General features: G+C 45.2%; 22 protein-coding genes. 10 read left to right on the top strand and 12 right to left on the bottom strand.

All coding sequences use genetic code 11. The features are described 5' to 3' along the window. Window positions 1–2: 2 nt before the first annotated feature. From kduD (NAF29_RS13785) to kduD (NAF29_RS13755), 7 genes are all read right to left on the bottom strand, one after another. A complete protein-coding gene (gene kduD / locus NAF29_RS13785) occupies window positions 3–764 on the bottom strand; it encodes a 2-dehydro-3-deoxy-D-gluconate 5-dehydrogenase KduD (RefSeq protein WP_251262217.1) in 762 nt (253 codons plus the stop codon). A 307-nt stretch (window positions 765–1,071) separates the two neighbouring features. Continuing rightward, window positions 1,072–3,084: a heparinase II/III domain-containing protein gene (locus NAF29_RS13780; RefSeq protein ID WP_251262216.1), complete on the bottom strand. Its 2,013-nt coding sequence runs from the start codon at window positions 3,082–3,084 to the stop codon at window positions 1,072–1,074. A 146-nt stretch (window positions 3,085–3,230) separates the two neighbouring features. Then, window positions 3,231–4,421, bottom strand: a complete 1,191-nt coding sequence (locus tag NAF29_RS13775) for an alginate lyase family protein (protein ID WP_251262215.1) — start codon at window positions 4,419–4,421, stop codon at window positions 3,231–3,233. A gap of 135 nt (window positions 4,422–4,556) precedes the next feature. Then, the gene (locus tag NAF29_RS13770) at window positions 4,557–5,195 is read right to left on the bottom strand and encodes an RpiB/LacA/LacB family sugar-phosphate isomerase (RefSeq protein ID WP_251262214.1); all 639 of its coding nucleotides are present in this window, start codon (window positions 5,193–5,195) and stop codon (window positions 4,557–4,559) included. A gap of 45 nt (window positions 5,196–5,240) precedes the next feature. Beyond that, the gene (locus NAF29_RS13765; RefSeq protein WP_251262213.1) at window positions 5,241–5,564 is read right to left on the bottom strand and encodes a cupin domain-containing protein; all 324 of its coding nucleotides are present in this window, start codon (window positions 5,562–5,564) and stop codon (window positions 5,241–5,243) included. Window positions 5,565–5,582: 18 nt separating this feature from the next. Continuing rightward, window positions 5,583–6,101 (bottom strand): YgjV family protein, encoded by a 519-nt coding sequence (locus NAF29_RS13760; RefSeq protein WP_251262212.1) that lies wholly within the window; start codon window positions 6,099–6,101, stop codon window positions 5,583–5,585. Window positions 6,102–6,123: 22 nt separating this feature from the next. Beyond that, window positions 6,124–6,885, bottom strand: a complete 762-nt coding sequence (gene kduD / locus NAF29_RS13755) for a 2-dehydro-3-deoxy-D-gluconate 5-dehydrogenase KduD (RefSeq protein ID WP_251262211.1) — start codon at window positions 6,883–6,885, stop codon at window positions 6,124–6,126. Window positions 6,886–7,134: 249 nt separating this feature from the next. Here kduD (NAF29_RS13755) and kdgR point away from each other — a divergent pair, with 249 nt between their 5' ends. Beyond that, window positions 7,135–7,923: a DNA-binding transcriptional regulator KdgR gene (kdgR, locus tag NAF29_RS13750; RefSeq protein WP_251262210.1), complete on the top strand. Its 789-nt coding sequence runs from the start codon at window positions 7,135–7,137 to the stop codon at window positions 7,921–7,923. A 641-nt stretch (window positions 7,924–8,564) separates the two neighbouring features. Here kdgR and NAF29_RS13745 read toward each other — a convergent pair. Next, on the bottom strand, window positions 8,565–8,849 hold the full coding sequence (locus tag NAF29_RS13745) for a helix-turn-helix domain-containing protein (protein ID WP_251262209.1): 285 nt from the start codon (window positions 8,847–8,849) through the stop codon (window positions 8,565–8,567). 85 nt (window positions 8,850–8,934) lie between these two features. Further along, complete coding sequence (locus tag NAF29_RS13740; RefSeq protein ID WP_251262208.1) at window positions 8,935–9,909, bottom strand: AraC family transcriptional regulator; 975 nt, start codon at window positions 9,907–9,909, stop codon at window positions 8,935–8,937. A gap of 143 nt (window positions 9,910–10,052) precedes the next feature. Here NAF29_RS13740 and NAF29_RS13735 point away from each other — a divergent pair, with 143 nt between their 5' ends. The 8 genes from NAF29_RS13735 (at window position 10,053) to NAF29_RS13700 (ending at window position 19,536) form a co-directional block, all read left to right on the top strand. Beyond that, entirely contained in the window at window positions 10,053–10,898 is an 846-nt protein-coding gene (locus NAF29_RS13735) for an NAD(P)H-binding protein (protein WP_251262207.1), read from the top strand. 17 nt (window positions 10,899–10,915) lie between these two features. Next, window positions 10,916–11,383 carry an anthrone oxygenase family protein gene (locus NAF29_RS13730; protein ID WP_251262206.1) on the top strand — a complete coding sequence of 156 codons (468 nt, stop codon included), beginning with the start codon at window positions 10,916–10,918 and terminating at the stop codon, window positions 11,381–11,383. Window positions 11,384–11,528: 145 nt separating this feature from the next. Beyond that, window positions 11,529–12,251, top strand: a complete 723-nt coding sequence (locus NAF29_RS13725; protein ID WP_251262205.1) for an ABC transporter ATP-binding protein — start codon at window positions 11,529–11,531, stop codon at window positions 12,249–12,251. Further along, window positions 12,248–13,684: an ABC transporter permease gene (locus NAF29_RS13720; protein WP_285817775.1), complete on the top strand. Its 1,437-nt coding sequence runs from the start codon at window positions 12,248–12,250 to the stop codon at window positions 13,682–13,684. Before NAF29_RS13725 ends, NAF29_RS13720 begins: the two co-directional genes overlap by 4 nt. Before the next feature lie 90 nt (window positions 13,685–13,774). Beyond that, the gene (locus NAF29_RS13715; RefSeq protein WP_251262349.1) at window positions 13,775–14,947 is read left to right on the top strand and encodes a DUF3526 domain-containing protein; all 1,173 of its coding nucleotides are present in this window, start codon (window positions 13,775–13,777) and stop codon (window positions 14,945–14,947) included. A 40-nt stretch (window positions 14,948–14,987) separates the two neighbouring features. Beyond that, window positions 14,988–17,114: a TonB-dependent siderophore receptor gene (locus NAF29_RS13710; RefSeq protein ID WP_251262203.1), complete on the top strand. Its 2,127-nt coding sequence runs from the start codon at window positions 14,988–14,990 to the stop codon at window positions 17,112–17,114. A gap of 477 nt (window positions 17,115–17,591) precedes the next feature. Next, window positions 17,592–18,158 carry an elongation factor P-like protein EfpL gene (gene efpL / locus NAF29_RS13705; RefSeq protein ID WP_251262202.1) on the top strand — a complete coding sequence of 189 codons (567 nt, stop codon included), beginning with the start codon at window positions 17,592–17,594 and terminating at the stop codon, window positions 18,156–18,158. 478 nt (window positions 18,159–18,636) lie between these two features. Beyond that, window positions 18,637–19,536: a DapH/DapD/GlmU-related protein gene (locus NAF29_RS13700; protein WP_285817773.1), complete on the top strand. Its 900-nt coding sequence runs from the start codon at window positions 18,637–18,639 to the stop codon at window positions 19,534–19,536. Between the two features lie 101 nt (window positions 19,537–19,637). Here the strand turns inward: NAF29_RS13700 and NAF29_RS13695 are convergent, their stop codons facing one another. Beyond that, window positions 19,638–20,363 (bottom strand): hypothetical protein, encoded by a 726-nt coding sequence (locus tag NAF29_RS13695; RefSeq protein WP_251262201.1) that lies wholly within the window; start codon window positions 20,361–20,363, stop codon window positions 19,638–19,640. Between the two features lie 409 nt (window positions 20,364–20,772). Between NAF29_RS13695 and NAF29_RS13690 the strand changes: the two genes are divergently transcribed. Continuing rightward, window positions 20,773–21,057: a hypothetical protein gene (locus NAF29_RS13690; RefSeq protein WP_251262200.1), complete on the top strand. Its 285-nt coding sequence runs from the start codon at window positions 20,773–20,775 to the stop codon at window positions 21,055–21,057. Between the two features lie 92 nt (window positions 21,058–21,149). Here the strand turns inward: NAF29_RS13690 and NAF29_RS13685 are convergent, their stop codons facing one another. Then, window positions 21,150–24,251, bottom strand: a complete 3,102-nt coding sequence (locus NAF29_RS13685) for an FG-GAP-like repeat-containing protein (protein ID WP_251262199.1) — start codon at window positions 24,249–24,251, stop codon at window positions 21,150–21,152. 473 nt (window positions 24,252–24,724) lie between these two features. After that, window positions 24,725–26,449 carry a hypothetical protein gene (locus NAF29_RS13680; protein WP_251262198.1) on the bottom strand — a complete coding sequence of 575 codons (1,725 nt, stop codon included), beginning with the start codon at window positions 26,447–26,449 and terminating at the stop codon, window positions 24,725–24,727. Between the last annotated feature and the right edge of the window lie 227 nt (window positions 26,450–26,676).

Here is a 26,676-nt window from a genome sequence, read left to right as displayed (position 1 = left end):
TTCTAGCGAGCTAGCCAACCGCCATCGACGGCAATGGTGTAGCCGTTGATGTAGTTGGATGCTTGTGAAGACAGGAAGACGCATGGGCCTGCGAGATCGTCAGGAGTACCCCAGCGACCAGCCGGAATACGATCCAAAATAGCTTGGTTTCGTTGGTCGTCAGACCGCAAGGCTTGAGTATTTTTGGTGGCCATATAGCCAGGAGCAATCGCATTCACGTTGATTCCATGGTGAGCCCACTCATTGGCCATGGCACGAGTTATTCCGGCTATGCCGCTTTTCGACGCGGTATATGAAGGCACATGGATGCCGCCCTGAAAGGACAACATTGATGCGATATTGATGATTTTGCCACCGCTGCCTTGGCGAATGAATTGGCGAGCAACAGCCTGAGATAAAAAGAATGCCGTTCTTAAATTGATATCCATGACGTCATCCCAGTCTTGCTCGGAAAATTCGATGGCTGCATTGCGCCGAATTATCCCTGCATTATTTACTAGAATGTCCATTTGCCCGAGCTTATCAACGGCCTGTTCAATGATGGATGGTATATCTTTAGTGTAAGTTAAATCGGCTTGTACTGAGATGAATTGGCGACCAGCTTGAGTCACTTTCTCCATTGTGTCGTCTGGGCTAGAAGTCGTCACTCCGACGATGTCGCACCCTGCATTCGCTAAGGCTAGGGCCATTCCCTGTCCCAGTCCTCCACCGCAGCCTGTTACAACAGCGACTTTCCCCGTTAACTCAAATTGATTGTTAGTCACTTCATTCTCCAAAGGGAGCCGTATACGGCATTGTTTACGCTTCAAAATTTTTCTTTGGGACAATACATCAGTGATATTATCACCCTTAAAACTATAATGAAATGACGTTTTATAATAATTAATACTTGGTTTTGATAATTATTGGTGTTTGTTACATCGAGGATTAAACTGAACTCTCAAAGTGATGGATTAGAGAGTTCAGCTGTTTGCAGCTTGGGGAGTTTTTACTAGTAAGTTTGTGGCAGAGATTTGAATGAATCCATTTGTGTTTTCATCTATCTCTAGAACCTATGATCCCTAAGGGAGGTCAAGTAAACGAAACAGTACTTGATTCGAAATCGATCTCGATATGATTGATTAATCCGCGATGATGTAGATTCAGATTTAGCAAATTGTTGTCCCATTTGACTTCTTTGAGTTGATAGCCCTCACTGAAGTCGTGCAGTACGACGTTCCTGAGAGCCTGACTGCGGCTCCGTACCAGCACATATTGCAGATCATTAACTGCTGGGTTGTCAGGTGCGTTTCCTGTAATCAACTGGTCTGCACCTTGATTAAACATTGTCTGGCGATAGGTTTTGCTGGCAGCTGTTTGGTAGTTAAATTGCTGAGCGTTACCGGATACTTCGGCGGTTTGGCATGAATGCATTCGAGCCAGAGGACCTTTCAATGGATTGGTTGTGTCGCGCAATTCAACTGAAGAACTATCGAGCTGACCGCGCACATGCCAAGTCAAATCAAGTTGTTGAGTGTGGGGGTTATCAATTTGATTAATTTCAATTGCGGCCGATCCTAACCAAAGAATGCTGCGGCGAAATTTGACACTTGTGTAACTAGCCGAATCCCAGGCGACTAGGGTATGGCTGTCAACGCTCGCTTCGGGCTCATTCCAATCCGCGACTGTATCGATCCAGCCAAAGCTATCTGTATTGGTATACTTGATTAGCTTTGGATTAATCGGTGGCTGATTCTGTTGATTTATTGCCAGGGTATTATGCGAGGCAGTGTTTTTGTAATAACCATAATGTAACTCTGCGCCATAACCTGTGGTGCCAAGATCCGGTAAAACTTCATGACCTTCCATTATGATAATTAGGCCCAGTCGATCGTAATGATCATGTTCTCCACCATAAGGCGAGTGCTTCAGCAGCAGGCTATTGTTGGAGCTATCGTCATTGAATATGGTAATGCCTGATTCCGCAGAGTGCAGGCTTGTCGCTTGCAAAGGAGGAAGAGCGGGCAGTTCATCTACGCCATATAGCAGTGCATCTATATTGTTGCGATCAGCCTGCTGATAAATACTGACGAGCGCAGAACCATAAAGATCGTCGCCAAATTCACTGTAGGCAAATTCAAATAATTGGCTGTGTTTCAACTTTTCTTGACCAGCAATGCAGTCGTTTAATTTGGGAAAGTCGCCTGTATTTAGAATTAGCTTTAGGGGAAAGCCAATCATGGCTCGATAATTGGCGTTGGCAGCCAAGCTATGTTCCGTTCCTCGTGCCAACTTTTCGAACGCTAGCAGTGCCTCGAGGGCATAATAGTGGTAGTGAACCGAGCCCTCGAACCAAAAGCCGTCAGCCCGAACGCCGTGGTTGAGCTGGTAGTTCATCGCGTATTTGGTATGAAGGGCAAAATCCAAATAGTCGATATCTTCCAAGATCAACCCGATAACACCCACTGTTGCGTTGATTTTCATCTCATGATTGTGCAACTGAGGCGTGCGATGGGCCATCAAAAAATCGGCGCCTTCGCGCAGTAATCTCTGTTCAATGTAACTTTGTTCTGTTCGACTTAACTGTTGCTTGACAAAGTCATATCCCAAAGCAAAATCCAAGTGACAATTGGCTTCGCATAAGGTTTGCGCGTTTGCTTTGCCCGGTCCGTTATATGGAATACCGCCATGTTCTTGGTAATCCGGATAGTACTTCGCGTACTGTATTAGGATTTCCCGAACTTTGGATAGATAGTTGATGTCGCCGGTTATTTGCCAAAGCAACCCTAGCTGCTTACAGGCTTTGGCATTTAGGCCATTCAGCCACCGCCACCAGGCTCCATCATAAGGTTCACCTGTAAATGCTTTATTGTCGACGGGGCAGCAATGCTCGCTCGGTTTGTTGCGATCCCATTGCAAACGAACACCATGATCTGGGCAAAAGTAATAAAGATTCCAAGTTGCTCTACCGTCGGGTGGAACCAGAACATTATGTTCTAGAACGACATTATTGTCTTGGATGAGTTGTTTGATAATTGTATCGGTGGCTTTACTGCGAATGCGCTCCAATTGCGCTGCTGTAAACTGGTGCGTGCCATTTTTCATCTGGGTTCCATCAAGCTAATTTTAAGTATCGTTTTTTAACCGCTGCTTTGGGAACCAAATCCCGAAGTAGTTAATCTTATCACCGGCAATTTAATCAATCAGTTAGCGAACGAGTCGGCGATGAGCAGGCCCGCTTTATCGCATTGCTAAAATAGCAAGTTGTGGATGTCTTCTTGTACCTTTTTATCGGCTTTTAATGCCGCAACCGCATCTCGGTACGCATCAGTTTGATAGGCTGCCTCCGCATAGAGCATGTTGCCGTATGCTTGATAAGGTTTGTAGCCGCCTTTCTCCTTGTAAGGCCAGGCTTTGCCAGTGGCAGCGTAGTCGGCAACAAAGCGATAGCCTTGCTCGAGAGAAATACCCCCCGTTTTGAAGTTCCAAAGATCAACCCCCAGAACGTCAGCATAGCGCCCAAGTAAGCTGTAGGCTTCTAAGTTGAAATTGACATAGTGCCAAGGTTTGGTGCGGGACAACTCTTCTTCTTGCTCGCCGTGGGCATCAAAGTGCGCTTGAATGCGAGTCGTGGTGATCTTTTGCAAACGTGTTTTTGCTTCTTCGGTGTCGCCAACAAAAATGGCAATAGCCACAACTTGGGCATCAAACCAAGTGCCATGATTGTTGAAATAAGCATCTTCTTCTTTGCCGTTTTTGCTGGTCAGCATCCAGTGTTTCAGCTCGGCAAACCATTGCACGATGGCGTTGTATTCTTCATCGGTCAGGGTTGGTCGAATGAGCTCTACGCTATCAATCACGCCAATGAGTAAGCGGCTATCAATGAGGCCAATGCCTCGGCCATCGACAAGACCCGGGATTGCTTGGGCATGATTCATATTAGGATTCATCCGGGTTGCCGGATTGATATACCAAGCCCGCAGTTGTGCTTTGGCCTTTTCGGCATACTTGGGGTCTTCACTGAAGTAATAGGCGAGTCCCAGCGCTTTGACCTCATGGGCCAACTTGATCATGCGCATTTTATCGGTTGCCGCAGTTTTCGTCGCCATGTTGTATTCGCCGTCTCGTTTGACATATGGCAAGCCATCTTCAGTGTCTGGATTCGGCCACCAATAAGGTCCAAAGCTAAAGTAATCATGCGGATCGCCACTGGCAGGAAGCAGTGTTTTGTTGGTGACCGGATCGATAGCTGATTCTAGCGATGCATCGGCTTTTTCGAGCAGCTTTACATACGCTTTATTGGACGGTCCAATGAGCTGTTTGTTTTTTGCAAGGGCAACTGAATCGTAGGAAATAAACCGTAATTGATCGACGTTGTTTGTTGATATACAGGATGTACAAAGTAGGGCCAGGAAAGCCACTAGGGACAGTAGACTTCTCATTTTGGGTTCCTCAAGTTAACCATTGGGCATTTGTTGATCAAAAGGACACAACTAACAATGGCTTTATTGGTGCGCCATCACGCGCGCCGTCAGAGCGATCGCGCATGGTTTTCTCAATTTTTATTATTCAATTAGTTAGCCAAGTAATTCGCGAACATATGCGGTGATCTCAGGCTCTTGGCTGTTGGCAAATAGGCATTGCTGGAAGAGCTCACCAGAAACCGCCGTTTTGACGAGTTCTTGGTCGATTGCGCGCATGGCGTCAAGGAAGCTGTCTTTGACAACGGCCGCTTTTACGTCGTTTAAAATGGACGCATTGCGCTGTTGTGGCTCGGCACGCTCAAGCGGATACCCTTGGCCGCGGTCGCCAGTTAAGAATGCTTTCTCAAAAATGTATCGCACATTGAGCTCTGCACCCCAACCGAACCCTTTGGCAAACGCTAACGATAGCGCGTTACCGTTGTTGATTTGGTTAAACAAGAAGGCATCAGAAGGATCAAGGCAATAGCCGCACACAACCCCGGGGTGGATGTTCAATGACATCATCGCACCTTGGCCGGTACCACAACCAGTGACGACAAAATCGACCGCTTTCGAGTTCAGCAACAGGCTCGCCATAATGCCGAGGTGAATATAAGTCAGGTGGTGGTCGGCCTCATCAGCCATACCGACGTTATAAACATCAGCCTGATCTGCCACTACGGTCTGGAGTTGTTCTAGGATAATCGGATTCTTAGCCGCTTGGCTGTTTTCCATCATCAATGCAATTTTCATATGATTTGTCCTGTGAGCATTTAATGCCCTGTAAAATGGTAAATGTTACTCAACAAAGTCTTTGCGCATTGGCGTGAAGGTATCGAGCAGGGTTCCTGCTTGAGTACAGACACAGCCGTGCATGATGTTTGGCTGTTTATAAATGGTGTCGCCAGCTCGGACGGTTTTCACTTCGTCGCCAACCGTAAACTTGAACTCACCGGACAATACATAAGTCAGCTGTTCATGCGGATGCGAGTGCATAGTGCCAATTGCGCCTTTTTCGAAGAACACCTCAACAGACATAATGTTGTCGTTATGAGCAAGAACTTTGCGGGAGATGCCGTCACCCAGATCTTCGAGTTTTATATCGTGATTAAATACAAACATTGTTAACTCCAGTTGGCTCTAATGTTCCATAGCGAGTTGTTGTTGCTGGCAGCGATTGAGGCGATAGATGGTCACCAAATTGACGCAAATGACCGTCGCTTCGAGCAGTATCCCGCCGATAGAGCCGATGATTAAATTGTTAATGAACCAACAGGTAGAGCCGAGCAGAAAAGCATATCGCATGGCCGTTCCCGTTAGCATAAATAATGCGTAAGTACCTATCATCGAACCTGCTATTGCAAACGCATCAAACCATGATGTTGCTAACCATGTGCCAACAACGAGATTGGTCATCATGAAAGCTAAAGCGACATAAATCGAAGATAGGTAGATAGAGGCATAGGTGCGAAACACCGATATCAATGCGCCAAACGCAGATACCGGAGCACCCATCAATAGGAAGTGAATGAGATGGTTCAAATTGAACACTAGCATCATTACTTTCAACCGACGTGTACGACGCTGAAAAAAAGTAGCGATTCCGAGTGCGAAGCTGATCAATCCGACACTCTGTGCCAAGGACAATTCGAAATTCATCTCATTCACTCAACCGGTTGAGTTAGCGTGCCAGCCATCCGCCATCTACGGCAATGGTGTAGCCGTTGATGTAGTTCGATGCCGCAGAGGCTAAGAAAACGCAAGGGCCGGCTAAATCTTCAGGTGTGCCCCAGCGATCAGCGGGGATGCGATCGAGGATGGCTTGATTGCGCTCTTTGTCGGCACGCAGTGCGGCAGTGTTGTTCGTTGCCATATAGCCTGGGGCGATCGCATTGACGTTAATGCCCTGAGCTGCCCACTCGTTTGCCATCAGGCGGGTGATACCCATTACGCCACTTTTCGACGCAGTGTAGGAAGGCACGCGAATGCCACCTTGGAACGACAACATAGATGCGATATTGATGATTTTCCCGCCTTCGCCTTGAGCTATGAATTGCTTGGCAACAGCTTGGGACATAAAAAATACGGATTTGACGTTGATATCCATTACGTCATCCCAGTCTTTCTCAGAAAATTCTAAGGCGTCATTACGGCGAATGATGCCAGCATTGTTGACCAAAACATCAATGCGGCCAAACTCTGCAACTGCTTTTTCAACGATACCTGGAATATCGTCAAGCTTCATAAGGTTGGCGCGGATATCGACAAACTTGCGACCTGTTTTCGCCATTTTTTCAATAGTTTCTGTTGGCTCAACAATGTTGACACCCACCACATCACAACCAGCCTGGGCCAAGCTCAGCGCCATACCTTGGCCTAAGCCAGTATCGCACCCGGTAACAATGGCAACTTTGCCTTGTAAATCAAATGAATTGAGAATCATTGGTTGTCCTTTAGATATTTTTCAGCGCTAAAACGAGCGTCTTCTTGTTAACTACGAGGGGACGATACAAAATTAAAGAACATTATACAATAAAAAAATGAAACCACGTTTCACAAAAAAGAGTTTATTGTTTCTTTGTTGGGATAGAGCTGATGTTTTTAATTTTATGAAATAGGTTTTTGAAATTACTTTCATATGAGTTATTCCTCAGTATAATGATCGTCAAAGAATGAGGTGGAAGATTTAAATATGGAAAAATCAACACAACCTGAAGCCGTCTCTTCGGTTCTGAAGGTTTTTAATATTTTGGTGGCGCTTGGGGAGCAAAAGGACATTGGCGTCACTGAGTTATCGCAGCGACTGATGACATCGAAAGCCACCACATACCGTTTCCTCCAAACCATGAAAGGGTTGGGCTTTGTGGCACAAGAAGGGGAAGATGATAAGTATTCGTTGACCCTAAAGTTGTTTGAATTAGGTGCCACGGCGCTTGATTATGTGGATTTGACAACGCTCGCTGATGAGCCGATGCGTTTGATATCAGAGCAAACCCACGAGGCAGTGCACTTGGGGGTGCTTGATGCAGACTCGATTGTTTATGTTCATAAATATGGTTCGAGCTACAACCTCTGTATGCAAACCCGAATCGGCAGCCGAAAACCAGTCTATTGCACTGCCATTGGCAAAATTTTAATGGCAGCACGCTCAGATGAAGAGATTGCTGAAGTTTGTCGAGATACACGGTTTGTGAAACGTACCGAGCGCACCATTAACAGCGTGGAAGAGTTTGTCGCAGATATGGACACGGTACGCCAGCAGCATTATGGCGAAGACAACGAAGAGCAAGAGCCAGGGTTGCGCTGCATTGCCGCACCGATTTATGACCGTTTTGGTAACACCATTGCGGGCATTTCAATCTCATTTCCAATGGTTCGTTTTGAAGACGGTTTATTCCAAAACTATATTGATCTGCTTCAGCAAGCAGGGAAGACGATTTCAGCCAAACTTGGCTTTCACGAATATCCAAGCTTGGGCTGACCTTTCTGAGTTAAGAGCATATTTCAAGCTTTACATCGATAAAGTTCGAAATGTGTTCAAACACTGTACAGGCTTGCAAAGCAGATTTAGAGGCATCTAATGTGATGCCTCTCTAATTTTGCAAAAGTTATTCGTATACATTTACCTTTACATTAAGGTAGGCCATATGGTGCCATTTTTACTAAAAATCAACCGATTAACATCATAATTCAAGTCCGGCCCCGGCACCATTTAAAATCAATTGGTTAGGTCACCTTAGTCATTTGATTTATCGCTTCCAAATTGATTTTCCGAATACTTTTCCGAAATTAAATGCTCTTGCTGGCTACCAACTGTCGGTACCCGTTTCACTATGAGTATGCTTGTACTGCAACAGAAGATGCATGTGCTGAGTTGATGTCAGAGACTGGATCAGAAGCGCAAAATGTAGATAGTGATGCTTTAAGTCAGGTTGATGCCTGAATCAACTTCAATGTAGTCAAAAACATTCGGTCGGGTCATGATTTGCGCATAGTGAATGCTTTCTCCCTCCAACTAATCTCTGAAAAGAGTGTAGTGGTACAACTCGCAGACAAGGTCGTTTAGGAGTGTTTGTTGAATGAGGTCTTATCAAAGCTCAGGCTCGCAACAACGTCCACCATTTATCCGCAGTAACCTAACACCTGTCTTATTTGACTGATTTGCTGATTTACCCATTGGGGATTAACGGCTCCCCAATGGTTGATGCGATAGTAGCCATCTTTGTTTGCTCCCACAAATTCGCATTGAATATCTAAATCAGCCATGGCGTTAATGGTGTCTTGCGCTGTCCGCCGCGGGATGCCAATTTCTGCTTCTAACTTTGGAACGGTATTGACACCTTGCTCAATCAAGTGAGCTAGGAGTAAACGCCGATAGAAGCTGGTTTTAGTGCGACTGGCTGACATGGTTATATCCTGTATTTAAGATCAGACTACGCTCAGTTTGACAACTGAGCGTAGCGAAAGCAAACCAACGCTAGTTCATGGCACTTTAATCCTCGCTTCTTACTGCACGATGACTTTGGCGCAAAGGCGGAACGCCGAAAACGCGTTTATAAGCTCTGGAGAATGCTGCTTCGGAGCTATAACCCAGCTCTTCTGCTAGATCGATGAGCGAAATGGGAGACTGTAAAATTCTCATTCGGGCAAGGTTCATTCGCCAATCGGTCAGGTATTGTTTAGCTGAAACCCCCATCACGTTGGTAAAACGGGCAGAAAATCCGGAACGAGACATTCCTGCTTTATTGGCCAACCGATCAATTGTCCAAGTGAACTCTGGTTGGGTGTGCATGACGGCTAGAGCCTTACCTATTTTTGGATCTTTGAGGCCAGCTAACCAGCCGTGACTTGCGCTTGGAGATTGCTCGATCCAATGACGTATGGCCTTAATGACGATAATATCGGCTAAGTTTGCCGTCACAGTTTCCCCTCCTGTTTTGAGTGAGACGATCTCTTCAGCCATCAGCTGTAATAGGGGTTGTAAAGACTTTGGTAATTGACCATTTTCATTGCCCATATGAATGACAGAAGGGAGCTGCGATATGAGTTTTTGCCCTGCCACGTGATCGAAACTAAGCACTCCGCAGGTGAGTAACGTTGTTTTGCCTCCGCCGCCGTAATGGATTAATTCAAATCGTTCAGACAGTTTTTTCACTGGGAGATCAAAAAACGATTCACAGGCTGTTGACGGTTCGGAGTAAAAGCAATGGCCTTCGCCCTTTGGTAATAAGGCTAAATCTCCTGGTAGAAGCTCGATAAGGGGATGATCTGTCAATCTTAAGTAGCAGCGGCCTTGGGTTACGATATGAAACATCATCTTGCCGGCCATTGGTGGCATATCGATACCCCAAGGCGCTGTCAGCTCAGATTTTGCATAAACAATGCCATTGAGACGAAGTGAATACAGGGTTTCACCCAGTACATCGGTCGATTTCGGAATGCTTCGTTGATGATTTTCTGGCGTCATAACACTCGTTTGGATTAGACGAACTGCAAAAAACTATAGATATATAAGCATTAAATATCAAAATTTGTCGCTGTACACTGCTAACCATTACCTGATTCAATCAGACATTTAGTTCTCATCAGGCAAAAACTAAGGGGTAGGCGATGAACAGTGAAATAACAGCAATTGTGGGGTCTACCGGCAAAACCGGAGCCCGAGTTTTGGCGACACTGGCGGCACAAGGTTACGCGACTAGAGGTTTATCTAGAGCAAGTGAGTACGTCTTTGACTGGACCGATAGAGACAGTTGGTCTGCGGCGCTAAAAGGAGTCAGCCGTGTATACGTAACGTACTATCCGGATCTTGCTTTGCCGCACGCTGCATCTGACATCTGCGCATTTGTAGATTTGGCCAAGTCGTTAGGCGTCAAGCACATCGTGCTGTTGTCTGGGCGCGGAGAAGAAGGGGCTCGTCGAGCCGAAGATGTCGTAATTAATAGCGGGCTGCAATGGAATGTGGTTCGAGCAAGCTGGTTTATGCAAAACTTCAGCGAAAGCTTCATGTTAGATGGTATTCAAGCTGGGCAACTATTGCTGCCCGAGACTCGGGCTGAAGAACCATTCATCGATGTCAATGATATTGCAGATGTTGCAGTGGCTGCATTGACTTGCGATGACCTTAGAAATCAGTTGTTGGAGGTTACTGGACCAGAGTTATTGACTTTTGATACTTGTGTCAATGCTATTGCGAAGGCAACCCACCGCCACATTGATTTTCAATCAACTGATATCGATCAGTATTTAACTGTTGCAGTAGCGCAGGGCTTACCCGATGACCTTGCTTGGTTAATCAACGAATTATTTGTCAATGTACTGGACGGTCGTAACGAAAACACCACTCATACCGTAGAGCAGATCCTTGGCCGACCGGCTAAAAGTTTTCTGCAATATGTTGAAACCACGCTTCCGACTGGGGTCTGGTTAGCGCGCGAAGCACTCCAGTTAAAATAGCGCAAAGGAATTCAATTATGATGGTACTGCTTGTGGTTATAACCGGACTGATGGCTGGGACCTATTTCGCGTTTTCCATTTTCATCATGAAATCCCTCGCCGAATTACCGCCGTTGGAAGCGGCGAAAGCCATGAACAAGATTAACGATGTCATTGTGACTACTTTGTTCCTCCCCATTTTTTTCTGCTCAACAATTTGGTTTTCGGGGTTGTTTATTTGGTCTGTGATCAACTGGCAGAATGAACAGTCGATGATGTTGAGTATTGCTGCCGTAATTTATGTGGTGGGAATGCTCGGAGTGACTGTATTTGGCAACGTGCCACTCAATAACCAACTCAAAGTTGGTGCCTTAGATGATTCATCTTTGGTTGAAATATGGCAATTTTACGTGCTGCGCTGGACACGTTTTAACCACATTAGAATGATCAGTTGCATCGCCAGTTGTGCGTTGCTGACTATGGCTCAAGCCGTTTCGGGGCGGTGAACTTCTTTAACTGAAAATATACCAGAACGCTAATACCGTTTCACACATGTATTGTTATGTTGTAACATTGCGCAATATTTAGGGTGTAATATAAATCTAAATGAACCAGTTTGGTTTTAATGGATTGATAACTAAGAAGTAATAAATGAAAAAAGACGTAATTGTGGCCTCGTCATTATGTGTTCGCTTTAACAATCAGACAGTGCTAGATGATGTCAGTTTTTGCGTTGGTGAAGGGGAGGTGTTTGCATTGCTCGGTGGTAACGGTGCGGGAAAATCAACAACGTTAAAAACATTGCTAGGCACAGTGTCTCCCGCAAGCGGTAATGCCTCTGTACAGGGGCTGTCAGTTAATAAAGCTATTGATAATATTCGTCGAAAAGTCGCTTATTTACCTGAGTCGGTCATGCTATATGGGCATTTAACCGGACAAGAAAATATAAAATACTTTTTATCTCTAGCCAATGTCGCACGATCAGATTCTGAAATAAGACAAGCGTTTAGCCGTGTTGCGCTGCAAGAAAAAGCGTGGCATCAACCTATGTCAAATTACTCGAAAGGAATGCGCCAAAAAACAGCGATCGCACTGGCACTGCTGCGCGATGCACCTATCTTGTTTCTCGATGAGCCAACTTCAGGCCTAGACCCAAATGCAATCGATGAATTCAATCAGCTTATTACTGCGTTAGCAGCTGAAGGTACGACTGTTTTCATGGTCACTCATGATGTTTACGGCGCGTGTCAGGTTGCCCATCGAATTGGCTTGTTAGACAACGGAAAAATTGTCGGCATGTTCGAACGAGGTGAGCAGTCAAATATTGACACAGAGGAAGTCCACTCTGCCTTTTCCGCGAGACACAAACGATGAATGTCATCCATCAAATAATGCGCGATGAATGGCGCTATTGGCACAGGACTAAACTTGCGGCCACTATAATTATAATGGGTACTTTGCTCACCGTTGTCGCTGCGATGGTGAATTCAGTGAGTATGCAGCATACGGCGCATGAACGTGAGCACCTTCAGCAGGCTTCTGAATCTCAGTTTTTAGACCAACCTGACCGACACCCCCACCGTATGGTGCATTACGGCCATTACGTGTTTCGCACTCCATCGCCTCTGAGCATTATCGACCCAGGTGTTGATCCTTATACGGGCACTTCTATTTTTTTAGAAGGGCACAGGCAAAACAGCGCGATGTTTGCGGATCAGCGCCAAGCTTCGGGCATGACTCGTTTTAGTCGTTTAACGCCTAGCTTTTTATTGCAAGTGCTCGTTCCACTTTTCATTATTTTGATTGGGTATGCCAGTGTCACCCGAGAAAAAGAAGCCGGCACCATTAATATAATGATCACTCAAGGAGTCAATGTATGGCACCTTTTATTGGGCAAATACGCTGCATTAATCGGTAGTGCAGTATTGATGCTATTACCCTTAATCATCGCTGCGATATGGGCAATGCTACAAGGCGAGTCAATACTGGTGACCAGTGGCTTTGTGGGAGGCTATTTTCTTTATATTTTAATTTGGTGCGGCATTGTTTTAGCGGTGTCGACGTTGAGCTCTAAGAACAGTGCAAGTTTTGCAATCTTATTGGGCTTGTGGATATTGTTTTGCATTTTAGTGCCGCGTATCGGTAGCTCCAGTGCTGCAGCCATCTCACCTGCACCCGGCAAACTAGAAGCGGATTTTGCCGTCCTAGCAGAATTGCGAAAGTTAGGTGATGGGCATGATGCGGCAGATCCTGCATTTGAACAGCTCAAGAAAAATCTATTCACAAAGTACCAAGTCGACAACATAGACGACTTGCCGGTTAATTTCCGTGGCGCGGTTGCACAATATTCGGAAAAAAAATTAACGGATGTACTCAACGTATTTGCAGAAAAGCGGATGCAAGAAGAGTTAACTCAAGCGCAAATCTCTCGTGAATTTGGTTGGCTAACTCCAACAACAGCCATACGTTCTTTTTCGATGACAATTTCAGGTACAAGCCTAGAAACACACCATAGATTTCTGCGTGAAGCTGAAGACCTTAGGTTTGACTTTGTTCAATCGCTTAATAAAGCCCATCGAGACATTCTTAACTATCAAACGGATATGAATCGCAGCAATAGTGAAGCTGATAACAAAGCCGCACGAATTGATGCAACAAACTGGCAGGTCTTATCCTCATTTTCATTCAAACCAGATACAGCTGTAGAGCGCTTAACTCGGAGTTTACCTCACGTATTTCAGTTGCTGTTTTGGGCTGTTGGAATCGGACTTTTGTTGAAGTTTGCAATACGGAGGATTCGCGAATGAGGTTTGTTGCCAATGTGGCTCGAGAAGCTAAGTTTTTTTCTAAACAGCGCCACTTAATTGCACTTTTTTGCATTGCTTTTTTTGTTATCTGTGTTCGCTGTTTGGTCTGGCATTAACGAGTCAAGTCACCAAATAACGACCATTGAAAGCCTGCTAGAAAAAGACAGTATTGATCGGCAAAGTGTACTTGCTAAGCAATCTGATTACGGCAGCGCGGCTTACTATAGTTTTCATTTAACCTATTCAACACCATCGGCGTTCGCTTTTTCCGCGATGGGGCAGCGTGATATTTACCCGTGGAAACATCGAGTTCGAATGTTGGCAATCGAAGGGCAAATATATGAAACGGATGCTGGAAATCCAGAGTTGTCATTCTTGGGGCGGTTTGATTTCGCTTTCCTTGTGAGCGTATTAATGCCTCTGTTTGTCATTTTTCTTCTCCATGATCTGCGTTCTGCTGAACGAGAAGCGGGTCGTTATGACTTACTTGTGACCACCGCTGGGCGACAGCAGAGTTTGTGGATAGCCAGAGCATTCATTTTGTGTTCTACATTAGGTGTCGCGCTGCTGATTCCTTTAATTATCAGCGCCTTAATCACTCAGGTATCGCTGGTTTCGATGTCTCAAATAGTACTCGTGGTGATTGGACACCTGATATTTTGGGCGCTGTTAGCTTTCGTATTTTCGGCAAGCAAATTAGCGATAAAGCAAAGCTCTGCTCAAATTGCGTCAGTGTTACTTTCCATTTGGCTCGTTGTAACAGTGCTTGTGCCGGTAGTGAGTGACCTGGCAATTGACGAAATGGTTCACAGCCCAAGTGGAGGTGACATCGTATTAACCCAACGTGAAGCGGTTAACGATGCTTGGGATCTGCCATTCGCTGCAACATGGGATGAGTTTTTGAAGGTTCATCCTCAATGGAAAGATAACACCGAAATGAGCTCTCAATTTGAATGGAAATGGTACTACGCCTTTCAACAAGTTGGCGACCAAAAGGCGAACTCACTATCACAGGCTTACCGCTCAGCTACGCTTGAAAAAGATAGGTTAGCTGGCCTGTTCGCTTTCGTTTCGCCACCCATGCTGACTCAAAGACTAATGTCGTCCATTGCCGAAACGGATACGCTTGCGGCGATGCGATATGAGCAAAAAGTGCGAGACTATCATCAAGCGTTACGCCTGTTCTATTACCCATTACTGTTTACCGAATCGGATTTTGACTTAGATGAAATGTCTGAGCTACCGCAATTTTCTAACTTTTGAAAACACACACATACATAAAAATATACGGAAAATGAACAACATGAAATGCCATACAAACAAACGACCGATAAAGCTATTAAGTCTGTGCATTGCGGCCGCTTTGTCTGCTCCTGCAGTTACCTATGCTGCAGATAAAGAAACATCAGCCAAAGATGACGTAGAAGTCATTGAGGTCACGAACCTTCGTCAAGCTTATCGTGGAAATGTAAAAGCGATCGATCTGCCGCAATCCGTGGCAACGGTAGATTTTGAAACGCTTGAATTAACAGGCACAACCACACTACAAGATTCACTGGCACTTGTTAGCAGCGTCACTCGACAGAATGACTTTGGTGGCCTTTGGGATATGTTTGCAATCCGTGGCTTTGCCGGCGATGAAAACTTACCTTCGGCTTACTTAGTCAATGGCTTCAGTGCGGGTAGAGGATTTAGCGGCAATCGTGATGTTTCAAACGTAGAATTAATTGAAGTTCTTAAAGGCCCAAGCTCGGCACTTTATGGCAGAGGAGAGCCCGGTGGTACGGTCAATATAACCACCAAGAAACCGCAGTTTAACCAAGATGGATATATTAAGCTTACTGGGGGAAGCTTTAACACTTACCGAGCAGAAGGCGATTATACGAACGCACTGTCAGAAGACTTTGCATTTCGTGTGAATGGAGCATACGAAGATGCGGAAAGTTACCGCGATACGGTTGAAAAGAAAAAGGCTGTGTTGACTCCTTCTTTTTTGTATCGAGTGAATACTGACACGGTACTAAGTTATGAGCTTGAATACCTAGATCAAGAAGCGGACATGGATCGTGGCGTGGTCTATGTCAAAGATAAACCATTTTCAGATTCTAACTTTTATGGTGAACCTGCTGATGGCCCGGTAGAAATAGAAGCAATTGGTCATCAATTGCAACTTCAACACGACTTGTCCAACGATTGGTTCTTTAACGCAGGGCTTAGCTACCGCGATTCATCTTTTGAAGGGAGTGTCACTGAGGCTCGTTGGTACGATCCAGACGAAAACTATGTGGTTCGTCAACGTCGCTACCGCGATTTTGATGCTGAAGATCTTTCAGGGCGTTTAGAATTTAGTGGCTCTACCGAGCTATTTGGTTTAACACACAACCTATTGATTGGTGCTGATGCTTACGAATACGAACTAGACCGTTTAATATTGCGTTACCGCCACTCAGGCGAAGAAGGTGATGGTGCAGACGCTTATGCTATCGACTTTGATAACCCTGTTTACCGCAGTACCTTGCCAAGCATGAAGCAGAATACGTCTGACGTAGAAGAACAAAGCGGGCAAGGCGTTTATATACAAGATCAAATAGACCTTTCGAGTAATTGGAAAGCCATGTTTGGTGTTCGCTATGACCATTTCGAGCAAGACATCACTTACCGGTTAGACAACAATCGTAAAACGAGCACGTCAAACTCCTATGTTAATCCACGCTTTGGTTTAGTTTACTCTTTGTCTGATGATGCTCGCCTTTACGCTAGCTATTCTGAAGGAGCACGCCCTAATTCAGGTGTTAGTGCAGATGGCAATGGTCACGATCCTGAAGAAAGTAAGTCATATGAAATTGGGGTGAAGTGGGATTTGTCTGATCTAGGCTTCAGTGGTTCAGCAGCTATATTCACCACTGAAAAAAAGAATATCTTGGCAAGCAGCCCGAATGGTGACGGCACAACTGAAGCGATAGGCGAAGCAGAAAGCGAGGGCGTTGAGTTAGATATGTCGTATGATCTAACGCCAGAGACTGTCATTTCAATGTCTTATGCTTTTACTGATGCACAAAACTCAAAAGAAATTACACTTTGGGATTGGTATGTAATTCCTGAAGGCGCGCGTTTAGGTAACGTGCCGGAGCACAGTGGCAACATCATGCTTCGTCATTTTGCAGAATATGGCGCGTATAAAGGTAACGGTGGTTTTGTTGTTCAATATGTTGGCACGCAATTGGGTGATTTCCTTGAACAAGATTTTGACTTACCTAGCTATACCTTAGTCAACTTATTTGCCAATGTATCGCTGTCTGACAATATCGAATTAAACTTAAATATTGATAACTTGTTAGGTGAAGAATATTACTCAAATTCATATTTTGAAGCTTGGACAATGCCGGGCGCTCCGCGTTCAGCGAAGGCCAGTGTGAAGTACTCATTCTAGTGTTCGTGTAGATCGAGTTTAACTAGCCCAAACACTCCGGCCATAGCCGGAGTGTATCCAGCACAAGAACTCCATCAAGTTTCATTTTGGAGGGTTAGGTTGAGCGCCTACCCAGCACAATTAATGAAGAGCCATATACTGGACAGTTTTGAAATGAATATGAAAAGCAGTACTTTCAGAAGCTTGAAAGAGTGTAGAGTTCTGGGGTCTTACCAAAGGCTCTTTAAGTTAAACCGCTACAACTCATGCTTAACTAGGCCCATTGGCTCGGTTTTTTCACTTTTAATGGGGGTTGTGAGATACCTTAAAAGCCAATAAAAATAGTGCTAGCTAAGTCGGGCAGGGTGGTACTCATATTGAATAACCAATATCATTGCCGCATAAACCAATGTTGGGCTTCACCAATGGAGCCGTTTGTAATCCCGCTGAGTGTTTTTAAATCAGTGGTGTTGGGCAAATAAACTACAGGATTAGACCATGCCAAAGGCGAGCGAAATAAAAAAAAATCAAAGCATTATATTTCAGGGTAAAAGTTGCATCGTGAGAGATATCGAACGCTCGGTACCTCAGGGCCGAGCAGGCGGTAGCATTTACCGCATGCGCATGTACGATTTGGTCAGTGGGGCAAAGTTTGATGAATCTTTTAAAGATTCAGATATGCTCGATTTTGCCGATGTTGCTAAACGTGCCGCCACATTTTCTTACATCGATGGTGAAGAGTATGTCTTTATGGACAAAGAAGACTATACCCCTTATCACCTCAACAAAGAGAACATTGCCGATGAAGTGTTGTTCATCAATGAAGACACTGATGGCATTCTCGTAATGCTTGTAGATGAGGCGCCGGTGTCGATAGAGTTACCCATGAGTGTTGAACTTGAAGTGGTTGAAACAGACCCTTCAATTAAAGGCGCTTCAGCCACATCGCGGACTAAACCCGCAACCCTTTCAACAGGCCTTATTGTTCAGGTGCCTGAATACATTAGCACGGGTGAGCGGATTAAAGTAAATACCGAAGATCGAAAATTCCAAAGTCGCGCATAGGAATTAGTGTTCGAATATCGCGGCTGTAAGCCACATACGAATTGGCTAAGTTCATGTCCCCAATGATGCAGCTTCGTAATCAAGCCAGTTCTTTCATAGTTGGAACTGGCTTAATTTTATCAACTGAAATTAGGTACTAAAAACACTCGCCCATAGATGGAAGCCTGTTGTTAATGTGCCGTCACACTGACTGGCTTGAGTCGGGCATTTCATTTCCGTTCGAACAGGTTGACGCTCAGGACTTCTGCACTGTTGCGGTTGGGCTTGATGCCACCTAAGCGACGCAACAGGCACATATAGATTTGGTGTTCTCTCAATTTACCGAGCTTTTTGTTAATCACGCCAATCGATTCTAAACAAAACAGTCTCATACGGCATTAATTTGCGTCCTTGTTAAAAGTTTCGATTAAAACTTGTTTGATAGGCGGCTATACTACTGCGCTGATTTTCCAAATTGATCGATAACAAGAGTAGCATTATGACAATCAAGCGTATTGGACACTGTTATAGCGATGCTAAAACAGGTGCAACTTTAGATGTGTGGTTCCCAAAATCAAACAAAGAGATTGCACGTCACTGTTTAGCCGCCAAAGCTGGCATTATCAAAGGTGATTTTGTCACGGTGGAGATTGCTTCCGTTGATGATGCACCTAAGTCCGCAGAAGAGGCTTACCTGCGTCTGCACCTGATCTCAGAGCGTGCTTACCGTCCACACACCATCAATTTAGACGGCGTTTTTGGATTGCTCACGAACGTAGCTTGGACTTCTGCGGGGCCAGTTTTGCCAAGCGAAGTAGAAAACTTGCGCGAAGCCATCGCTGAAGACGCTCTGCAACTGAACATCACATCCATCGACAAATTCCCACGTATGACTGACTACGTGATCCCTGAAGGGGTTCGCATCGGTGATGCTGACCGTGTTCGTTTAGGTGCTCACCTTGCGTCGGGTACCACGGTTATGCACGAAGGCTTTGTAAACTTTAATGCCGGCACATTGGGCAACTCGATGGTTGAAGGGCGCATCAGTGCGGGGGTTGTGGTTGCAGAAGACACTGACATTGGCGGTGGCGCTTCTATTATGGGAACACTTTCGGGCGGTGGAACGCAAGTCATCTCAATGGGCCAGCGCAACTTGCTCGGTGCGAATGCCGGCTTAGGTATCTCTTTGGGCGATGACTGTATTGTGGAGTCGGGCCTGTATTTGACTGCGGGTACTAAAGTGAAGTTACCTGACGGATCATTGGTTTCAGCTCGTGAGCTTTCTGGCCAATCTAAGTTGTTGTTCCGTCGTCACAGTCAAACCGGTGAAGTTCAAGCGATTACTACCGATGGCACATCATGGGGTGGATTAAACTCTGCTTTACATAGCAACGACTAATCCATGATGATCACCATAAGCTAAGTCTCGTATGGTACTTGGCCGAATATTAAGGACCGAACGGCAAAATGCTCGGTCCTTTTTTATGGTTGAATTTTTTGTTAAGCCTTTTTGTAACAAGCTTGAGCTAAAGATTCGAGATGCAAATTAAGCATTTTATGCATTTTCAATATACGCGGTATTTTAATGATCAGACGGAGCACAATGAATCCGGCTGCCACACAAAAACCGAACATCACTGGCTCAGGATTCGACACCGCACGCCAGATTGGGTTGAGAATGTTATTTGCAGCATCTGCTGACAAAAGGGTAGATAGACCACTGTATCCAGCACTTAAAGAATACGCTGTGATATCAGACAGCTGCCTGCTTGACACTTGTGCAATGGCCCACCACAATGCGCCCGCTATCAATATCGATTTTCCTGTTGCCTGATAGATTTTCAATTGCTTATTGAGTGCTTCAGCCTTATTTAAAAACCAATGTTCATTGGCGTGATGGTTCACTAATACAGAATAGTAACCTGAATCCTTTCCTTTCATACCTGCACTAATAATCGTTATTCTTTGACCTGGACGAAGCGGTATGTCATGACCCGAAAGTTGTATTGATTTTTCACTTCCATCACTTTTCTTAATCCAAAATTCATGGTTTGTGATGGTATTTGAATGAACATTGGGTGGGCTAACATGGCCGCCATCTTTTCCAACATAGCCTCCACCACCGCTCGAATGTACATGAGTTTCAGAATACTTATTCTGGCTCAATATTTCGCCGGTTATACTCCAGAATTCAACTTCTTTGCGCTTGTACTTGAAGTTTTTCATCAACTACCCCTTGCTCCAATTGACGCTTAACGCTTCGTCGGTTTAGACAGTATCGATACTGTATATTGGGTAAGCTGTACCTCTCATGAACGCTTAGTGTTCAAACAAGCTTGAAATCCAATTTGTTCAAATTTTTGAGGCTGACTTTGAAAAAACTAAAGCAACTATCTCACTCTGCCAATCACCTTATTTTTACCCTTTCACATCATGTCCCAAGCTAATGCATTAAAAGCAAGGTTATTTTTATCGGTTTGGGTCCATTCGGGGTATCAAATTATGGCACTGACGCCTTTTCTTAATAACTCACCACAAAGCCAGCTCTATTGGGAGCTTCACCTCAATAGAACTGGCATAAAAACGATTGCTCGGTGCAACGTAAATGTGAAATAAAAATGGAATAGGAGATTTGATGTTTAAACAAATATCAGGGGCGATGCTGGCGCTATGTTGCCTTCAGTCTTGTAGTCAAAGTGGCTCAATGGCTGAACCAGCAACACGCCTGAGCGATAACTCTCGGTCGCCGAACATTTTGATTTTCTTAGTGGATGATCTGCGGGTGGATTTAGGGATCTACGGTTCGAAGCATGTGCTAAGCCCGAATATGGATCAGCTCGCTGCTGAAGGTCTTTCATTGGTGAATATAGAAACCCAGATTAGCTCTTTTGCGGTTCAAAAGTATGAGATTCGTTGGTGAATGGGCAGATTGTTCATTTCGCTTATTGCGATGACTAAATCACGAACCCGCTCTTGTTGCTTCGAAAGCGGGTTCATTGTTGTCTTGCGGGCTTAGTCTGGCTTTGCTATGACCTGAACATCATCTATTGCTGCGTCGACCATTTGTCCCTCGCTGTTCGCGAAGGTGACGCGCAATTGATAGAAATGACCTTCTGGCAGCTCGTTGCTCGGGGTTAATCCGTCCAGCGAGAAGCGCATTGATGACTGGCCTTCTGTCGTGCGTAACACTGACGTATCAGTATGAACGATGTCTTTAGCGGGGATCCATTTGTACATAAAGTGGCGCAACCAGAAACGCATACCGCCTTCATCCGAGGCGATGACAGTGTTTCGACTACCGGCATGATAGTCAATATCCACACTAATGGTGTCGCCCACATTGATGACTTTGAGATCCTCCGCGTTCTTAATGATGATATGCGGCTCTATGTAGGGAGAGACGTTGATCTCAATGTGTTGCGAGAGTGCTTCATTCGACGTGGCTTGAACCAAAATAGAGGCTGTGCCGCTGCCCACTGCTGTGGCAATGCCTTTCGCGTCAATTGTGATCACATCTGGGTTGCTAGATTGCCAAATTAAACTCCTATCGTCAGCATCATCGGGAACCCAGTTGATATCAAATGTTAGCTGGTCTCCAACCAATAAATCTGAAGTGGAGGAACTAATGTCAAAGGCCTGCAGCGGTTTTGGGTACCAGTCATTAATCGTTAAAGTGGAGTGAGCTGTTAAGCCATTTGCTGGGCTGGTTGCCACAATGGATGCAGTTTCATTGGCTGCACCTACCGCAGTGACGCGGCCCTGCTGGTCGACCGTTAATACAGAATCATTGTTCGATTGCCAATGCAGTCTTGCGTCTGCTTTGGCTGGACTGATCTTCACGGCCAATTGCTGTGTGGAGCCGTGGCGAATAGTATCGCTGACCTTGTCGAATGCGATAAGGTGTGGATCGAGCCGATCGGTGTCAAACACTTGATTGACGGCTTTATCGAATAATTCGACGGTTTCACCATTGCGCCAGCGTACTGAAATTTTGGCGATTCTTTCTGCATCAGCAAGACCAAAATGTACAATATTCAACAAACTTTGTGAGAACACAGCCCCGGCTGAACCGACTCGCTTGCGATAGTGTCCAGTATCGGTCTCGATCACCACTTCTGCAGATATTGGATCAATGTTCGAATCTGGAGAATACCCTACTCGAACGAGGGCGTAGTTGCCTGCCGCGCTAGTGTTGTTTTGGTAAAGGTACCATTCACCGCCTTCGCTGCCGCTGAGTAGGTCGAGCTTGCCATCAAGGTCAAAATCGAATGCTTGGCCCATATCACCATTGCCGGGGCCACCAACGTCGGCTGCACCATGCATTGTGACTGTATCGAATTGCCCTTGGCCATTATTCAGTAACAAATAGTCTGAAATACGGCCGCTGATTAAGCCCCAGCGATAAACGAAAAGATCTTGGTGAGTATCGTTGTTGAAGTCACCGGTTGTTACGCCAAGGGAATTACCCATCGGCATAATGCCCCACTGGTTGGATACGTCGACGAAGCGGTCGCCATCATTGCGGAGTAAATAGTCAGCTTCGTTGCGGTTTTGTAGCTCAAACTTGGGTTCAAAATTAGTCACGCCAGTCAAGCTGAACTTGAAGCCCCAAAACCGGATTTCGTCTCGGACTAACGCCGCGCGCCATTTACCGTTGCCGAGGTAGCCGAGGTAGATACCGTCTTCGGATATGTCATCTGGCCAACCTGCAGCTGTAGCGGCAGCGATTGACATGTCGCCACCGGACGAAAGGACTGTGCGCTGTTTTTGACTGCCGAGAAAAATTGGATATTCTCGGTTCCGAAACATACCAACAGGCAAGAAATAATAGTTGTTGAACTCGATGGTGTCGTCTGCGCTGAAATCAAACTGATCGACGCCTTTGAATCCCCTAGTTTTATAAGAGATAACGTGTCCGATAGGATCAAAATCAGCCCAGGGTTTCTCTCCTCTGCCATTTTCAAACTCTTTGCCGCGGGCTAAATAAAGATCCTGATCACCATCATTATCGATATCAATATCGACGATGGCTGAGATTTGTCGGGTATCTTTTAGCGCGCTTGGCACCAGACTAGACACATTGGTAAAGGTTGAGTCGCCGTTACCTTGCCAAAGTTCAAGGGGAGCATACATCACTAAATCATCGATATGATCACCATTAAAGTCGGTGACGAGCACTCGGGACTGATGAATATCTTGAACACCGTCTACCGATTTAAAGGCGAAAGTGCCGTCGCCCAAGTTTTCATAGAAAAAGTGTTGTGGTTTACTTTGGGTGAGGCTTGTTTCGTTAATCAACAGCAGGTCTAAGTCGCCGTCTAAATCCATATCTAACCATTTCGCACCTCGGCCGCGGCCACCCCGGTCAATACCCACGTCACCAGTGGTCAGCACCAACGTGCCGTTTTTATTGGTGTAGAAATTGGTTTTAGAGGGGTTGGTACCGTTGCCGCCACCCTGTGTGACCACCAAATCGAGTTGGCCATCATTGTCGTAATCGCCTGCGGCAGTACCATGAAGATCATGCATAAACCAGCGGGCAAGATCATAGTCATGACGTGTCACAGTGCCGTTGCCGTTATTCCAGTAGAGCTTACTACTTTCGGCATTATGGTTGTTGACGATAAAGTCATAGTCACCGTCGTTGTCTATGTCTGCAATGGTGGGGCCGCCATACTTAATAGAGCTGATCTTGTCGAGCCCTGCTTGCACTGATATATCGGAAAATGTGGGGACGGTAATGTCACTGAAAGGCTCAAAGCTTAGGTTTTTAATTGCTAGGTTGGCATTATTGCTTCTTATCTGAAGCGTAACTTCACCTTCATTTTTAAATGTGACCAGAGCGCTAAGGGTTTGATGTCCGGTGGTTGGAATATCCAAATGGTCGATGAGCAATTGCTCGCCACTATACAAGCTTATATAAGCATATTCGGAAGGGTTATCAACCTCGATGACCACCCGCTTAGTGCGATCTCCAGACACTTGGTATTCAAAATTAAATGGCTGGTGAGGAGGGACTATGGTGGAAATTTGGCTTGTGTCGGAGGGGTGGCAACCAGTAATGAGAACGGCGGATAATGATATGAGGGCAATATTTTTGATTATTTTTTTCATTTGTTTTGGTACACCATGGCGGCCAGAAAATTGAAATCAAAGAAAAGCCGGCTCTCTGGTTTAACAGTATTCAAGCACAGCTTTCTGCATCTGGGCAAATCAAAGGGTTGAGCGGTGAATGTACCTACTTCATCCAAACCACAAAGCTAGAATTTGAAATAAGGGCTTCGACGGTTCATTGAACACTTACCTTTAACCGCATTAAGCTACTTTGGTAGATTGTTCACAAAAGATTGTTGTCCAAACTTGGGGCTATTGTACACCGACAATTCTTGAAGTACAGATTCCAACAGTTGCAGAGGGGGGGCAATTGTTGTTGTCGATCATGATTTCGACCTATTGCCAAGTGCTTAAAACGCACCGGCGAGATTGGATCGAATGCATAAACATACGAGGGCAGGAGATGTTGGGACGGAGCACGATGTAAGATAGCACGGCCTTCACCGTTGCTATCTCACACTCAATTCAAAATATTAATGGCTTGGGCGAAATTTACCGTCGTGCCAGAGATACAAGCGCTGAGAGGCTCCCTTTTTAATATTTAGGATAACAGATATTGTTTCGCCTGAATCATCCCTCACCGAGTTCATTTCAATGCGAGCCTTGGCAACACTGAGGTGCTTTTGTTCAACACGCCAATGTTGGTCATTTATGCTTTGTCGTATCGCCGAAGCGAATACTGAGTTATTGCTGGAATCTTTGTAGAGCACCATGGCTTTCTTGGAATTGTCGCCTGTTCCTAATACATCTAGTTTCACGATGTTATAGATGTTGTTACTTGCCTCATCGAGAAGCGTTCTATTGTCCGTATTGGGAAGTGGTTGGCTGTGCTGCCAGTGGTCGTTAGTAAAGGATGTCATTCGCCATTCACGGATGCCTGGTGCTCTTACTTGGTAGGCCACTGCTGGTTGCTTAGATTCAAGCTTTAGTGGTCGGGTACTAAAGCTTGTTTCTCCGGACTTTTTTGAGTCATAAGCTAGGATATTTGTATTCGCAGAAGCAAGGGTGATCGGTAGCGTTAATGTTTGGCCTTGGGCGTTATAAAACGTGTCATTTGTAGTATTTAACTTCATGTAATAGACATTGAGTCGCCCATAATTAGTCTTGTTGTGTATTTCATTGAAATTACAAGCGTGCCACAGGGCGCTAATGGCAATTTCTGTGTCTGAGACCTTCTCTGGGTTTATATAGAAAGTGTCCACCGTAATGGGATCACCTTTTTGTGTAGTTGGCCAAGTTATCATGACGGGGGGATCGAAGGTTTGGCTACCACTTTTCATTTTGTAATAGACCCACGGAGACTTATGCGTACCTGCGCGTGTAAACAAGTAAATGTCGCCATTGGCCATTTTCTGACTATTGGTATACGAGGCAAATGGAGTGATGTCGTTGACTTGTTTGAATTTGCTGATGTCATTAGGTTTCTCAGAAACAACGTGTAGCATTCTTCCGCCGGCATGTGGAGTATCGAACGACATAGGATTAAGTCCGTCTTCACGTTCCCCTCCGTGGCCACCGTAAACGATATGAAAATGACCAAGTGTGTCTTGTTCGATGATGGGGCGACCATGGCTATCAATTTTGCGTTCTCCTTTTGACAGCGTACTTTGTGCTGCTTTAAAAGGGCCATCCCATATTTGGGTCTTTAGGTCATAACTTGCAATGTAGGGATCTGTGAGTTGACCTTGATAAACGACATATACCTTATTTGCGTTTACGTCATGCCAACCTGTGTGCGGGTTGCCGGGCAAATTATCGGTGAAATAGCCTTTGGGCAATTCAGGTTGGACCGAAGAGGGCAATTTTTTTGGTCCCAAATTTTCTTGGGGAAGAGCATAAATATCATGAAATCCTTTTCCCTGTGTGAAGGCATCGTATATCGGTTGATATTCAGGGTATTGGCCATAGAGATACTGGTCGATGCGCCAGCGCCAGTATTCAGCACTTTCCGAATCATTGTCCTTTATACGGTCTTGTAACGCTTCAAATGTACTGTCGTTATGTGCGTGTTTAATGATCAACGCTGTACGTTTGTCTAAGAATGTTTGCTCGTTGATAGCAACTGGAGTGAGCGGTTCAGCAACGACTTTGGTTGGGGTTGAGCAAGCCGTTGTAATTAATACTGCTGTGAAACATAAGACCGACCCTAGTAGGGGGCGCTTTGTGTTGATGCGTTTGTTGGTTTTACTGCGGAACATCTTGAGAACCTTTATCAAAGTGTTGATCTTGGTTTAACTAAACAGCGTCTGCCGATAATTTGTCGAGACTGTTAGTTTAGGTCGGTTGTACTGAGCGCTATACGCAACTTCATCAAGCCTCATTGAACTCTCCAATAGCCACTCAGTCATGCCGATATTGAACTTGTATTGAACGAAGAAAACGATTTATGAAGCGCGATCAATCAAAGTGTCATAAATGACATCAA

It is taken from the genome of Echinimonas agarilytica (assembly GCF_023703465.1).
GTDB classification, from domain to species: domain Bacteria; phylum Pseudomonadota; class Gammaproteobacteria; order Enterobacterales; family Neiellaceae; genus Echinimonas; species Echinimonas agarilytica.
This window is presented reverse-complemented; position numbering and strand designations above follow the sequence as displayed.

What these genes read in the sequence shown, in the direction of transcription:
- NAF29_RS13780 (WP_251262216.1), bottom strand. Translation starts at nt 3,084, where the DNA reads ATGAAAAATGGCACGCACCAGTTTACAGCAGCGCAATTGGAGCGCATT.
- NAF29_RS13775 (WP_251262215.1), bottom strand. Translation starts at nt 4,421, where the DNA reads ATGAGAAGTCTACTGTCCCTAGTGGCTTTCCTGGCCCTACTTTGTACA.
- NAF29_RS13770 (WP_251262214.1), bottom strand. Translation starts at nt 5,195, where the DNA reads ATGAAAATTGCATTGATGATGGAAAACAGCCAAGCGGCTAAGAATCCG.
- NAF29_RS13765 (WP_251262213.1), bottom strand. Translation starts at nt 5,564, where the DNA reads ATGTTTGTATTTAATCACGATATAAAACTCGAAGATCTGGGTGACGGC.
- NAF29_RS13760 (WP_251262212.1), bottom strand. Translation starts at nt 6,101, where the DNA reads ATGAATTTCGAATTGTCCTTGGCACAGAGTGTCGGATTGATCAGCTTC.
- kduD (WP_251262211.1), bottom strand. Translation starts at nt 6,885, where the DNA reads ATGATTCTCAATTCATTTGATTTACAAGGCAAAGTTGCCATTGTTACC.
- kdgR (WP_251262210.1), top strand. Translation starts at nt 7,135, where the DNA reads ATGGAAAAATCAACACAACCTGAAGCCGTCTCTTCGGTTCTGAAGGTT.
- NAF29_RS13745 (WP_251262209.1), bottom strand. Translation starts at nt 8,849, where the DNA reads ATGTCAGCCAGTCGCACTAAAACCAGCTTCTATCGGCGTTTACTCCTA.
- NAF29_RS13740 (WP_251262208.1), bottom strand. Translation starts at nt 9,909, where the DNA reads ATGACGCCAGAAAATCATCAACGAAGCATTCCGAAATCGACCGATGTA.
- NAF29_RS13735 (WP_251262207.1), top strand. Translation starts at nt 10,053, where the DNA reads ATGAACAGTGAAATAACAGCAATTGTGGGGTCTACCGGCAAAACCGGA.
- NAF29_RS13730 (WP_251262206.1), top strand. Translation starts at nt 10,916, where the DNA reads ATGATGGTACTGCTTGTGGTTATAACCGGACTGATGGCTGGGACCTAT.
- NAF29_RS13725 (WP_251262205.1), top strand. Translation starts at nt 11,529, where the DNA reads ATGAAAAAAGACGTAATTGTGGCCTCGTCATTATGTGTTCGCTTTAAC.
- NAF29_RS13720 (WP_285817775.1), top strand. Translation starts at nt 12,248, where the DNA reads ATGAATGTCATCCATCAAATAATGCGCGATGAATGGCGCTATTGGCAC.
- NAF29_RS13710 (WP_251262203.1), top strand. Translation starts at nt 14,988, where the DNA reads ATGAAATGCCATACAAACAAACGACCGATAAAGCTATTAAGTCTGTGC.
- efpL (WP_251262202.1), top strand. Translation starts at nt 17,592, where the DNA reads ATGCCAAAGGCGAGCGAAATAAAAAAAAATCAAAGCATTATATTTCAG.
- NAF29_RS13700 (WP_285817773.1), top strand. Translation starts at nt 18,637, where the DNA reads ATGACAATCAAGCGTATTGGACACTGTTATAGCGATGCTAAAACAGGT.
- NAF29_RS13695 (WP_251262201.1), bottom strand. Translation starts at nt 20,363, where the DNA reads ATGAAAAACTTCAAGTACAAGCGCAAAGAAGTTGAATTCTGGAGTATA.
- NAF29_RS13690 (WP_251262200.1), top strand. Translation starts at nt 20,773, where the DNA reads ATGTTTAAACAAATATCAGGGGCGATGCTGGCGCTATGTTGCCTTCAG.
- NAF29_RS13685 (WP_251262199.1), bottom strand. Translation starts at nt 24,251, where the DNA reads ATGAAAAAAATAATCAAAAATATTGCCCTCATATCATTATCCGCCGTT.
- NAF29_RS13680 (WP_251262198.1), bottom strand. Translation starts at nt 26,449, where the DNA reads ATGTTCCGCAGTAAAACCAACAAACGCATCAACACAAAGCGCCCCCTA.